A 12361-nucleotide genomic window follows, 5' to 3' on the forward strand; every position below is an offset into this window, starting at 1 on the left:
AGCTTGATGAGCCGTCGGATCGATGCGTCGGCGAGTATGCACGATTGCAACATTGTTGCCAGCGACGGCTTTGCGGGTAAATTTCCGTGGAGCGGAACCACGGTTTCGCCGCCGGGCAGCAAGGACTGTCAAATGCCGCGCGCGGCAGCCGTGCATGATGGCCGAGCTTTGCAGGAAAGCCGTGATCCATGAATCCAGCCCAGAAGGCGCTCTGGTACATCGAAAGCCATCTCGGCGCGCCGCTGACGCTCGACGAGATTGCCGCCATTGCGGGCGTCTCGCGCTTCCATCTGGTGCGGGCGTTCGCGGAGGCGACCGGGTTCTCGGTGATGCGTTATGTGCGGGCGCGCCGGCTCAGCGAAGCCGCGCGCGAGCTCGCGGCCGGTGCGCCCGATATTCTCAGCCTCGCGCTGGATGCGGATTACGGCTCCCACGAAGCATTCACCCGCGCGTTTCGCGACCATTTCGGCGTCACGCCCGAGACGGTGCGCGCGACAACGTGCCTGACGACGCTCAATCTCCAGGAGCCGATCACCATGATCTCGACAGCTCTCGATCACATCGATCCGCCGCGCATTGCCACCGGAAAGGCGTTCCTCGTCGCCGGCATCGGCGAGCGTTACAACCACGACAATGGCAGGGGTGCCGGCATTCCGAAGCAGTGGCAGAGTTTCCACCAGCAATGCGCGCACATCCCCCGTCAGGTCGGCAACATCGCCTATGGCGTCTGCTGCAACGGCGACGATGCCGGCAATTTCGACTACATCGCCGGCGTCGAGGTCGGCGATTTCTCCGACCTGCCGCGCGAGTTCGCGCGCGTCCGGATACCCGAGCAGAAATACGTCGTGTTCACCCACGCCGACCACATCTCGACCATCCGCCGCACCGTCAACACGATCTGGAATCGCTGGCTGCCGCAATCCGGCATGAAGGTCGCGGACGCGCCGAACTTCGAGCGCTACGACGAGAAGTTCGACGCGAGCACCGGCAATGGCGGGCTGGAGATCTGGGTGCCGGTGAAGGAGTAGCGGGCGCCGGTGCAGCAAACCCTGGTGTCGTCGCTGCGAAAGCAGGGACCCATAACCACCGATGCTGCTTGTGCGATGTTGGAACGACGAGTCCGCGTCACAACTTCGGCCGCAAAGTATGGGTCCCTGCTTTCGCAGCGACGACATCGCCTCTGTTGCTCGCGAGTGCCAAGATCAATGCGAGCGCGCCAGGCAGAACGCGACGACCTCTTCCAGCGCCGTCTTCATCGGCGAGGGCGGGAACAGCGCCAGCGCGTCGACGGCCATCGCGCCGTAGTGCTGGGCGCGGCTGATGGTGTCTTCGAGGGCGCGGTGCTTGGTCATCAGCCCGATGGCGTGGTCGAGGTCGGCGGATCCGATCTCGCCGCGCTCCAGCGCGCGGATCCAGAACTTGCGCTCGGTGTCGTTGCCGCGGCGGAAGGCGAGCACCACCGGGAGCGTGATCTTGCCCTCGCGGAAATCGTCGCCGACATTCTTGCCGAGTTTTGCGGATTTGCCGCCATAGTCGAGCACGTCGTCGACGAGCTGGAAGGCGATGCCGAGATTCATGCCGACCGAGCGGCACGCGGTCTGCTCGGCCTTCGGACGGTTGGCGATCACAGGGCCGACCTCGCAGGCCGCGGCAAACAGCTCCGCCGTCTTGCCGCGGATCACGGCGAGATATTCGTCCTCGGTGGTCGCGGTGTTCTTGGCGGCGGCAAGCTGCATCACCTCGCCCTCGGCGATGGTGGCGGCGGCGGCGGAGAGGATGTCGAGCGCGCGCAGCGAGCCGACCTCGACCATCATCCGGAACGCCTGGCCGAGCAGGAAGTCGCCGACCAGCACGCTGGCCTCGTTGCCCCACAGCATCCGCGCGGACAATTTGCCGCGGCGCAACTCGCTCTCGTCGACCACGTCGTCATGCAGCAGGGTCGCGGTGTGCATGAACTCGACCGCGGCGGCGAGCTTGATATGGCCGTCGCCGGAATAGTCGGCGAGCTGGGCCATCGCCAGCGTCAGCATCGGGCGCAACCGCTTGCCCCCGGAGGAGATCAGGTGGTTGGCGACCTCGGGGATCATGGTGACCTCGGAGCCGGTCCGCGAAAGGATCGTCGCGTTGACGCGCTCCATGTCGGCGGCGACAAGTCCCACCAGCCCGTCGATCGAAGCATTGGACGGGCTTTCGAAGGGTACAATAACCGCCACGCTGGTCTCCAATTTTGCCGAATACGCACTATGCTCAGCTATAACAATAGAAACTGCGCGGTGCAGCGGCAAGGCCATCAAGTTATTGACATGTGGCGCAAGTGCCGCACAGGCGGGGCGACAGGAGAGCGTATTTTGCGGGAATTGGTACGGACCAATGACATGGTGCTGGTCTCCGCCATCGGCGCGCTGCTCGACAGCGCTAACATCCACCATCTGGTGCTGGACCAGAACATGAGCATCATCGAGGGCTCGCTCGGCGTGCTGCCGCGGCGGATCCTGGTGCATGAGGACGACAACCACGAGGCCCGCCAGCTCCTGACCGATGCCGGCCTCGGCCACGAATTGCGGGCCGATGACTAGAGCGTTTTCAAGCGAAGTGGACCCCGGTTCGCGTGAAGAAAACGCGTCAAAAAAGGAGTCTCCGGCCGCCGGGATCACCGAAGACGGATTTCTCGGCGGCCAATTGCGCCTGCGGCAACCCCGCAGCGGCCACCGCGCCGGCCATGACGCGATCCTGCTCGCCGCGGCGACGCCGGCACGCCCCGGTGACCGCGTCGTCGATCTCGGCGCCGGTGTCGGCGCGGCCGGACTGGCGGTGGCGCGGCGGGTGAGGGGGATCGATCTCGTTCTGGTCGAAATCGACCCGGCCCTGGCCGAGCTTGCGCGGAATAATGCCGGCACCAACGCGATCATGGCGGAGGTGATCGTGCTTGATGTCGAAGCCGGCGCCGCGGCCTTCGATGATTCCGGCCTCGGGCCCGATAGCGCTGACGTCGTGCTGATGAACCCGCCGTTCAACGATCCGTCGCGGCACCGCGCCTCGCCGGACGGTGTGCGCGAGCGCGCCCATGTCGCGACCGCGACCACGCTGGCCGGCTGGGTTCACGCGGCGCGGCGGATTCTCAAGTCGAACGGGCAGCTTGCGCTGATCTGGCGGGCCGACGGCATTGCCGAGGTGCTGGCCGCGCTGGACCGCGGTTTTGGCAGTCTCGAGATCCTGCCGGTTCACGGCGACGGGACGTCGCCGGCGATCCGAATCCTGGTGCGGGCGACCAAGGGCGGCCGGGCACCGACGCGGCTGCATGCCGCACTGCTGCTCAATGAAGAGTCAGGCGTGCCCAATAAATGGGTGCAGGAGGTGTTGGCTGGGAAGGGGGAATTGCCGCTGGCGCGGCGCTAGCGGGCAGGGCGCTGCCCACGTCGTCAGAGGCACTAAATCACTGCGAAGCCGTTTCCGACTGGCGGTCCGGCGTGGACGTGAAGTGGATCGCCGCCAGGAGTGTACCGATCAGCAAAATCAGCAGATAGATTTTCATGAGTCCCTCTCCGCCCGCGCATTGCAGCCCCAATGACAAAATGCAAAACGCGTTCCACGGATTCCAATGACAGTGGCGTGATAAAAAGTGGTTAATTCGAGGTAACGGCATGAGTGAACAAATAAGTGATCACGCTGGACGTTCGGGACTGCTCGAACGCGTGCAGGCAGTATTGCCGGCGCGCTTCAGGCGCGGCGCGGCCGTCGTGCCGGTGGTGCGGCTGGCAGGCGTGATCGGCGCGGTGACGCCGTTGCGGCCCGGCATGACACTCTCCGGCGTCGCCAAGATGCTGGAGCGCGCTTTTGGCACGCGGAATGCCAAGGCGGTGGCGCTGGTGATCAATTCGCCGGGCGGATCGCCGGTGCAGTCGCGGCAGATCTATTTGCGCATCCGGCAACTCGCCGCCGAGAAGAAGCTGCCGGTATTGGTGTTCGTCGAGGACGTCGCGGCCTCCGGCGGCTACATGATCGCCTGCGCGGGCGATGAGATCTATTGCGACCCGTCCTCGATCCTCGGCTCGATCGGCGTGGTCGGCGGCAGCTTTGGCCTGGAGGGGCTGATCAAGAAGATCGGGGTCGAGCGCCGGCTCTATACGGCGGGCAACCACAAGGCGATGCTCGACCCCTTCCTTCCCGAGAACCCCGACGACGTCGCCCGGCTGAAGGCGATCCAGCGCGAGATCCATGCGATCTTCATCGCGCTGGTCAAGCAGAGCCGCGGCAGCCGTCTCAAGGGCGCCGACGACGTGCTGTTCACCGGTGAATACTGGGCCGGCGATACCTCGATCGGTCTCGGGCTCGCCGATGGCATCGGCGACATCCGCTCCACGCTGCGGGCCCGCTATGGCGACAAGGTGCTGACCCCGGTGATTGCGCCGGCCAGCGGCTTGCTGTCCGGCCTGCTCGGCCGGCGGGCGCCGGGGGCGGGGTCGATGGCGGCGCTGGATGGGCTGGCCGCGCTGCCGGACGAGGTGATCTCGGCGCTGGAAACCCGTGCAATTTGGGCCAGATTCGGGCTGTGAACACAGGGATGTGAGCGCGCCATTTAGTCCCAAAACCGCGATTGCGGCGCAGGCCGCCTTGCGCGAGAATGCCTGTCATTGGGGGCCTGACAGACGTGAACGACAAGGATCGACCGATGCCGCCGCTGATTGCATTCGCAGGCGTCTTGGGAAGCCTGGCCGTGGTCCGCTGGGCGTACAAGACGGCCGTCCGGATCAACCAGGAACTCGAAGAGGCGCGATTGTCCCGTGTGGCCGAGGCCACCCGCGCGGGCGAAATCAAGACCCTGCGCCGCGACCCCGTGACCGGGGCCTATCGCCCGGGCTAACCAGCTCTAGAATCCGCAAAATGGCGGTGCCGGATTTCCGGCATCGCCTTGATTCCTTTCCGGCATCGCCTTGATTCCATTGGCTGCCGCCGATACGGTCCCGCGCGCCTCACACCCCCTCGCGAGATCGATTCCAACGATGGACGCCCTGCCTGACCACATGCGCCCGGAACGTTCGTTCCAGGGCTTCATCCTGGCCCTTCAGCGGTTCTGGGCCGAGCAGGGTTGCGTCATCCTGCAGCCCTACGACATGGAAATGGGCGCCGGCACCTTCCATCCCGCGACCACGCTGCGTGCGCTGGGGCCAAAGCCCTGGAACGCGGCCTATGTGCAGCCCTCGCGGCGGCCGAAGGACGGCCGCTACGGCGAAAACCCCAACCGCCTGCAGCACTACTACCAGTTCCAGGTGATCATGAAGCCGTCGCCGGCGAACCTTCAGGACCTGTACCTGAAGTCGCTGGCCGCGATCGGGATCGACGCCGCCGTCCATGACATCCGCTTCGTCGAGGACGACTGGGAGAGCCCGACGCTCGGCGCCTGGGGCCTCGGCTGGGAATGCTGGTGCGACGGCATGGAGGTGTCGCAGTTCACCTACTTCCAGCAGGTCGCCGGCGTCGAATGCGCACCGGTCGCGGGCGAACTCACCTACGGGCTCGAGCGGCTGGCGATGTATGTGCAGGGCGTCGACCGCGTCTACGACCTCAACTTCAACGGCCGCCAGGGAGCCGAGAAGGTGACCTATGGCGACGTCTTCCTGCAGGCCGAGCAGGAATATTCGCGGCACAATTTCGAAGTTGCCGACACCGCGATGCTGTTCGAGCAATTCAGGATGGCGGAAGAGGCCTGCCGCAAGTATCTCGCCGCCGGCTGGCGCGAGGGTGGCAACAGTAAGGAACATCTGATGGCCTTGCCGGCCTACGACCAGTGCATCAAGGCGAGCCACGTTTTCAACCTGCTCGATGCCCGCGGCGTCATCTCGGTGACCGAGCGGCAGAGCTACATCGCCCGCGTGCGCGACCTGGCGAAGGCCTGCGGCGAGGCATGGATCCACACTGAAACGGGCAGGGCGATCTGATGCCCGATCTTCTCCTCGAACTGTTCTCCGAAGAAATTCCCGCCCGCATGCAGGCCAAGGCGGCGGACGATCTGCGCCGCATGGTGACTGACAGGCTCGTCGCCGAAGGCCTCGTCTATGAGGGCGCCAAGGCGTTCGCGACCCCGCGCCGCCTTGCGCTGACCGTGCACGGTATTCCCGCGCGCCAGCCCGATTTGAAGGACGAGCGCCGCGGCCCGCGCGTCGGCGGGCCCGAGCCCGCGATCCAGGGATTTTTGAAGGCCACGGGCCTGTCCTCAATCAGCGAGGCAAAGATCCAGCACGACAAGAAGGGCGACTTCTACATCGCGCTGATCGAAAAGCCCGGCCGCGCCGCGATCGACGTGATCGCGGAAATGCTGCCGGTGATCATCCGCACCTTCCCCTGGCCGAAATCGATGCGCTGGGGCGCGCGCTCGGCCAAATCAGGCTCGCTCACCTGGGTGCGCCCGCTGCACGCCATCACCGCGACCTTCGGTCTGGAGACCGAGGAGCCTGACATCGTCAAGTTCTCCGTCGACGGCATCGAGACCGGGCAGACCACCTATGGCCATCGCTTCATGGCGCCGGGTCCGATTTCGGTGCGCCGCTTCGAGGATTACGAGGCCAAGCTGCTCGACGCCAAGGTCGTGCTCGACCCCGACCGCCGCAAGGATACGATCCTGACCGACGCCAAGCAGTTGGCCTTCGCGCAGGGCCTCGAACTGGTCGAGGATCAGGTGCTGCTCGACGAGGTCTCGGGCCTCGTCGAATGGCCGGTCGTGATGATGGGATCGTTCGAGGAGCAATACCTGTCGATCCCGGATGAGGTGATCCGCGCCACCATCCGCAACAACCAGAAGTGCTTCGTGGTCAGGGACCCCAAGACGGGCAAGCTGACCAACAAGTTCGTGCTGACCGCCAACATCGAGGCGCCCGACGGCGGCAAGACCATCGTCGCCGGCAATGAGCGCGTGATCCGTCCGCGGCTGTCGGACGCGAAGTTCTTCTACGAGACCGATCTGAAGACCAAGCTCGAGGACCGGCTGCCGAAGTTCGAGCAGATCGTGTTCCATGAGAAGCTCGGCACCCAGGCGGAACGGATCAAGCGCATCGAGAGGCTCGCCGCCGAGATCGCGCCGCTGGTCGGCGCCGACGTCGAGAAGACCAGGCGCGCCGCGCGCCTCGCCAAGGCGGATTTGCTGACCGAAGTCGTCGGCGAATTCCCCGAGTTGCAGGGCCTGATGGGCAAGTATTACGCACTGGCGCAGGGTGAAGACGCGGCCGTTGCGGCTGCAAGCGAGGAACATTGGAAGCCGCAGGGGCCGACCGATCGGGTGCCGACCGATCCGGTCAGCGTCGCGGTGGCGCTGGCGGATAAGATGGATACGCTCGCGGGATTCTGGGCGATCGATGAGAAGCCGACGGGTTCGAAGGACCCGTTCGCGCTGCGCCGGGCGGCGCTCGGCGCGATCAGGCTGATCGTCGAGAACACGCTGCGCCTGCCGATCCTGAGGACGGCCAAATCCGCGTTGGTCGGACTGTCGGTCAAGGCCGATGCCGAAACACTGCCGAAAGATCTGCTTGCCTTCTTCGCCGACCGCCTGAAGGTTCAGCTCCGCGACCAGGGCGCGCGGCACGATCTCGTCGATGCGGTGTTCTCGCTCGGCGGCCAGGACGATCTCTTGCTCGTCGTTCGACGCGTCGAGGCGCTCGGCAAATTCCTCGACAGCGACGACGGCAAGAATCTGCTCGCGGGCACCAAACGCGCCGGCAACATCCTCAGCATCGAGGAGAAGAAGGACAAGCGGACCTTCGATGGCGCGCCAGACGCCGCGCTCTACAGGCTCGACGAAGAGAAGGCGCTGGCTGTGGCGATCGACCAAGTGAAGGCCGAGGCCTCCGCCGCCGTCGCCAAGGAAGACTTCGCCGCCGCGATGAGCGCGATGGCGAAGCTGCGCCCGGCGGTCGATGCGTTCTTCGACAAGGTCAAGGTCAATGACGACGATCCGAAGGTGCGCGAAAACCGCCTGAAGCTGCTCAACGAGATCCGTGCCGCGACGCGCGCGGTGGCGGATTTCTCCCGGATCGAGGGCTGATCGATGGACCGCGCGACGCTCGCCGCTTACGACAAGGATGCGGCGGCGTTTGCGCAGGACTGGCACGACCAGCCGGCCCCGGTCGATCTGCACGACATCGTCGCGCGTTTCTTCATCAGGGGCGGCGCGACCGCCGATATCGGCTGCGGCAGCGGCCGCGAGGTGGCCTGGCTGAATGCCCACGGCTTTCCGGCCGAAGGCTATGACGCCTCCGAGGGCCTGCTCGCGGAGGCCCGCGCTCGCTATCCGATGCCGCGCTTTGCGCGCGCCGAGCTGCCTGACCTGTCCGGCATCGCTACCGGCAGCTTCGACAATGTGCTCTGCGAGACCGTGATCATGCATCTCGATCACGCGCTGATCGCGCCGTCGGTGCGTCGCATGTTCGAACTCGTGAAGCCCGGCGGCGTGTTCTATCTGAGCTGGCGCGTCACCAGAGGTGACGATGCGCGCGATGCGCATGGCCGGCTCTATGCGGCGTTCGATGCCGCACTGGTGCGGACCGAACTGGCCGCGGCCCAATTGCTGCTTGATGCCGAGGTCGTCAGCGCCTCGTCCGGCAAGGTTATTCACCGCATCATCGCGCGAAGACGGGACTGATCCGGCCTGCTGAAATATTTCGACACGATTTGCGATTTGTTAACCATGCCCTGCGAAGGTCCTGACGAAGCAACGATTTCTTAAGACATCGCCCCTCGCGCCAATGCAGGGACCGCCCGATGACCTCGATCGGCACCACGCCCAATCCCTACGCCCAATATGGTTCGGCCTATGCGCGGGCAGCAGCGACGCCCTCGCTGGCGGCGACCTTGTCGGGCGACGGCACCGCCGGCGATCTGTCGGCGTCCTCGACGTCCAACGCCGCAACCAACCTCACGCTGTCGGACGCCGCCCGCGCGCGGCTCGCCAAGGCGCCGCTGCCGGATTTTGCCACCGTCACCAGCGATGCACGCATCACGCTCGACCGGCTCTACACGGTCGCCGGCGTCAAGGCACCAATCGTCGACGGCAAGACTACCATCGATCTCTCGACGCTGGACCGTCGCTCGCTGTTTGCGATCTCGACCAACAATGGCGGCAAGTTCACGCCGGACGAGCAGGCGGTTGCCGCCACCGAACTGAAGCAGCGCTTCGACAAGGCGTTGGAACCGTCGCTGGCGACCACGCGCCTGACCGGCGACTACAGCGTCAGCTACAAGGCCGCGCTCGATTATCTCGATGGTGCGAGCGATGAGGAGAAGGCCACCGCAACCTGGGCCAGCCAGCGCGCCGCGGTGCTGAAGGGTGTTCAGACGACGCAGCAGGATCCCAACACGGCGCCATCGGGAATTTCCGGCGATCCGGTCGCGGCCGCGCTGGCGGGGACGGCGCCTCCCACGAAGAGCACCACGCGCGACATCAGCAGCATCGCCAGCGACGTGCGCGCCTTCCTCGATCGGCAGAAGGGCGAGGCGGCGAAGAGCGGCAAGGAGCTGGTCTACGATTCCCGCCGCAAGACCGGACAGCTCGCCGACCTGTCCTCGCTCGACAACCGCTCGCTCTCGGCGATCTCGCTGAACCAGGACAAGAAGTTCTCCACCGAGGAGATCTTCGCGGCCAAGCAGGAACTCAACACGCGGACGCGTCTCGCCGTGCTCGACGCGCTGAAGCAGAGCCAGACCGCCGGCGATCCGCGCCAGTTCAGCCTCGGCATCCTCAAGCAATACTCCTCGATGAGCGCCGAGGAGCGCCAGGCGGCCAACTGGACGCAGGATTTCCAAGACGCAGCGATCAAGAGCTACAAGTCGACCTCGACGTTGCTCTCGATCCTGAAGTCGTAGATCGAGACGAGATAAGATTAGATCGAATAGCACCGCGAAGGCGGTTCGCTCCCTCTCCCGCTTGCGGGGGAGGGTGGGGGTGGGGGCTCTCTCCGCGGTACAGACCGGATAGATACCCGACAGTTTAGACCGGCATGATTGCCGACAGGTTTCTAGAAGCATCGGCGGGAGGGCCCGACGATGCCGTTCAGAGAGACCAGTCGGATGGAAGAGCGTATCCGGATGTTTATGGAGTACGAGAGCGGGAACTGGAGCGTGTCGGAGTTGTGCCGCCGTCACGGTATCTGCCGCGACACGTTTTACGCATGGCGCCAGCGGAAGCAGAGCGGCGATCCGGAGTGGTTCAGGGACCGTTCGCACGCGCCGCAGCAATGCCGACAAACGACCGATGCGGCGATTGCAGAGAAGGTGATCGCGGCTCGGCAGCGCTTTCCCTATCTGGGACCGCGCAAGCTGCTCGCCTTGCTCGACCGCCAGGCGCCGGAGATCGATTGGCCGGCGGCGTCGACGATTGGGAGCATTCTCAAGCGCGCGGGGCTGATCTCGCCGGTGAAGCGCCGTCGCCGTCCGCTCGACCAGCGGCGTCCCTGCACGCCGGTGCAGGAGCCGAACGACGAGTGGAGCGTGGACTTCAAGGGCTGGTTTCGCACCCGCGACCAGTGCCGGGTCGATCCCCTGACAGTGGCCGACAGCCACAGCCGCTTCCTGATCGAACTGCAGATCGTCGCACCGACGACCGAGGGCGTCCGCCCCCGCTTCGAGAGGGCTTTCCGCGAGCATGGCCTGCCGCGGGCAATCCGCTGCGACAATGGTTCGCCGTTCGGCTCGCGCGGTGCCGGCGGTCTCACCACATTGTCGGTCTGGTGGCTGAAGCTCGGCATTACGCCGCACTTCATCCGTCCGGCCTCGCCGCAGGAGAACGGTCGCCATGAGCGCATGCATCGCACCTTGAAGGCGCAAACATCGAGCCCGCCGGCAGATAATGCGTCGGAGCAACAGGCCCGCTTTGACGCCTTCCGAGAGCATTACAATAGGGAACGTCCTCACGAAGCGCTGGGCCAACGGCCGCCGGAAGACGCCTATCGAGCATCTCAACGCACCATGCCGGATCGCGAGCAAGACCCCTGGTATGACGCCAATCACCAGGCCCGCCGTGTTCGCGGCAACGGGGAGATCAAATGGAAAGGCAAGTTCGTCTTTATCGGTCAGGCGCTGGTGAACGAACTTGTCGGCATCGCCGAACTCGATACCGGTGACCACGTCGTCCGCTTCTGCGACCTCGACGTCGGTCTCATCGACCGCCGCGGCCTGTTCACCCGGTTCGCTCCGCCGCGTGAGGGGCTGCGCGAACCGGGTGAACAGACCGCTTAACCCAAACTGTCGGGGATCATGCCGGCCCAAAATGTCGGGAATCATGCCGGTTGAACACGCGAGTCACATCGCGGAGAGAGCCCCCATCCGCATCATCGCATCTTCGATGCGAGGCGACCTCCCCCGCAAGCGGGAGAGGTGAGCCAGTCCGCCGCAACACCGATTCAACATGACATCATGCTTTAGAACGGAAGAGCCCCGCCCGGAGGGGAGACCGGACGGGGCTTTCTGGTCCGGTCGATCCTCGCGCACATCCGCTTGCGCGGCGCCCGGACTGTCGTTCAGGCGATCGTGCTGACGTTGATCTAGTCGACCACCTGAACGATCCGTCGCGAACGCGGCTCGACCAGAACGGTCTCACCGTTCACGACGGTGTAACGATAGGGCGTCGCGCCGAACCGCTGCGGCACGTCGTAAGTGGTCACGCCGGCGTCCGGCAGCACGGTGCCGACCACGATGCGATCCGGAACCGTGTAGTTCGGCACGCGCTCGCGTACGATGTACTCACGGAAGGCCGGACGCTGCTCGACAGCAATGCCCTCGTCATCATCGACTGCAACCGGCGGGCCACCGCGGACGACGCCAACGGTCTGGGCCTGTGCGGCAACAGCCGGCACCGTGATCGCAGCAGCAACCGCTGCAACGGCAAGTATTCTGTTTCGCATGGCTCGCTCCATTCTTTTTCGGTGCGCGCCAGCCTTCGCCGATGCGCACGGCGAGCCAATGCATCGGCTGCGGTGATGTTCCGGAAAACCGCCGCCATATACGCGGCAATTTGGAGCAATTTTCGTGAGTTGCGGGAACTCTCAGGCCGTGCGGGCGTCTTGATGTGGGAACCCCCTCAGCGGATAAACTGCCGCTCGATTCGCTCTTCCAAGAAACCCCCGGAGAAAACTTCAATGACCATCACCGCTGGGCATCTGCCTGCTATCGTGGCTCTGATCGCAGGCGTCCTGATCCTGATCATGCCGCGGCTCCTGAATTACATCGTCGCGATCTATCTGATCTTCGTCGGGCTCGTGGGGATGGGTCTGCTGCGCTGGCTGCACCTCTAGCGGGAAAGCAGGGTTTCGCGGCTTGCGCGGAACCCCTCAAAATGGTGTAAGGCGCGCATCTTCGACCCCTCTTTTCGGATTGTTGT

13 protein-coding genes are annotated in these 12361 nt (G+C 65.0%); 11 read left to right on the forward strand and 2 right to left on the reverse strand.

From position 1 onward, the window contains the following. Nucleotides 1-188 precede the first annotated feature (188 nt). Nucleotides 189-1028, forward strand: a complete 840-nt coding sequence (locus JEY66_RS13475; RefSeq protein ID WP_018273062.1) for an AraC family transcriptional regulator — start codon at nucleotides 189-191, stop codon at nucleotides 1026-1028. Between the two features lie 174 nt (nucleotides 1029-1202). Here JEY66_RS13475 and JEY66_RS13480 read toward each other — a convergent pair whose 3' ends face one another. Then, complete coding sequence (locus JEY66_RS13480; protein ID WP_026193158.1) at nucleotides 1203-2213, reverse strand: polyprenyl synthetase family protein; 1011 nt, start codon at nucleotides 2211-2213, stop codon at nucleotides 1203-1205. Between the two features lie 135 nt (nucleotides 2214-2348). On the opposite strand from JEY66_RS13480, the gene JEY66_RS13485 reads away from it, so the two are divergent. The 9 genes from JEY66_RS13485 (at nucleotide 2349) to JEY66_RS13525 (ending at nucleotide 11220) form a co-directional block, all read left to right on the forward strand. Next, on the forward strand, nucleotides 2349-2576 hold the full coding sequence (locus tag JEY66_RS13485) for a putative signal transducing protein (RefSeq protein ID WP_026193157.1): 228 nt from the start codon (nucleotides 2349-2351) through the stop codon (nucleotides 2574-2576). Nucleotides 2577-2592: 16 nt separating this feature from the next. Then, entirely contained in the window at nucleotides 2593-3396 is an 804-nt protein-coding gene (locus tag JEY66_RS13490) for a tRNA1(Val) (adenine(37)-N6)-methyltransferase (RefSeq protein ID WP_018273059.1), read from the forward strand. Nucleotides 3397-3641: 245 nt separating this feature from the next. Further along, nucleotides 3642-4553 carry a S49 family peptidase gene (locus JEY66_RS13495; RefSeq protein WP_026193155.1) on the forward strand — a complete coding sequence of 304 codons (912 nt, stop codon included), beginning with the start codon at nucleotides 3642-3644 and terminating at the stop codon, nucleotides 4551-4553. Between the two features lie 116 nt (nucleotides 4554-4669). Further along, nucleotides 4670-4861: a hypothetical protein gene (locus JEY66_RS13500; RefSeq protein ID WP_026193154.1), complete on the forward strand. Its 192-nt coding sequence runs from the start codon at nucleotides 4670-4672 to the stop codon at nucleotides 4859-4861. Nucleotides 4862-5000: 139 nt separating this feature from the next. Beyond that, nucleotides 5001-5936 carry a glycine--tRNA ligase subunit alpha gene (locus JEY66_RS13505; RefSeq protein WP_018273057.1) on the forward strand — a complete coding sequence of 312 codons (936 nt, stop codon included), beginning with the start codon at nucleotides 5001-5003 and terminating at the stop codon, nucleotides 5934-5936. Next, the gene (gene glyS / locus JEY66_RS13510) at nucleotides 5936-8032 is read left to right on the forward strand and encodes a glycine--tRNA ligase subunit beta (RefSeq protein ID WP_016848304.1); all 2097 of its coding nucleotides are present in this window, start codon (nucleotides 5936-5938) and stop codon (nucleotides 8030-8032) included. The genes JEY66_RS13505 and glyS overlap by 1 nt, the downstream gene beginning before the upstream one ends. Before the next feature lie 3 nt (nucleotides 8033-8035). Beyond that, nucleotides 8036-8629, forward strand: coding sequence for a class I SAM-dependent methyltransferase (locus tag JEY66_RS13515; protein ID WP_018273056.1), 594 nt, complete (start codon nucleotides 8036-8038; stop codon nucleotides 8627-8629). A 119-nt stretch (nucleotides 8630-8748) separates the two neighbouring features. Beyond that, nucleotides 8749-9849 carry a hypothetical protein gene (locus tag JEY66_RS13520; protein ID WP_016841053.1) on the forward strand — a complete coding sequence of 367 codons (1101 nt, stop codon included), beginning with the start codon at nucleotides 8749-8751 and terminating at the stop codon, nucleotides 9847-9849. Nucleotides 9850-10053: 204 nt separating this feature from the next. Beyond that, nucleotides 10054-11220: an integrase core domain-containing protein gene (locus JEY66_RS13525; protein ID WP_240536891.1), complete on the forward strand. Its 1167-nt coding sequence runs from the start codon at nucleotides 10054-10056 to the stop codon at nucleotides 11218-11220. 305 nt (nucleotides 11221-11525) lie between these two features. Here JEY66_RS13525 and JEY66_RS13530 read toward each other — a convergent pair whose 3' ends face one another. Then, the gene (locus JEY66_RS13530) at nucleotides 11526-11885 is read right to left on the reverse strand and encodes a DUF1236 domain-containing protein (protein ID WP_026193153.1); all 360 of its coding nucleotides are present in this window, start codon (nucleotides 11883-11885) and stop codon (nucleotides 11526-11528) included. Nucleotides 11886-12119: 234 nt separating this feature from the next. Here JEY66_RS13530 and JEY66_RS13535 point away from each other — a divergent pair, with 234 nt between their 5' ends. Next, entirely contained in the window at nucleotides 12120-12275 is a 156-nt protein-coding gene (locus JEY66_RS13535) for a DUF3096 domain-containing protein (RefSeq protein ID WP_016844375.1), read from the forward strand. The last annotated feature ends 86 nt before the right edge of the window (nucleotides 12276-12361 follow it).

The sequence above is a fragment of the Bradyrhizobium elkanii USDA 76 genome (genome assembly GCF_023278185.1).
GTDB classification, from domain to species: Bacteria; Pseudomonadota; Alphaproteobacteria; order Rhizobiales; family Xanthobacteraceae; genus Bradyrhizobium; species Bradyrhizobium elkanii.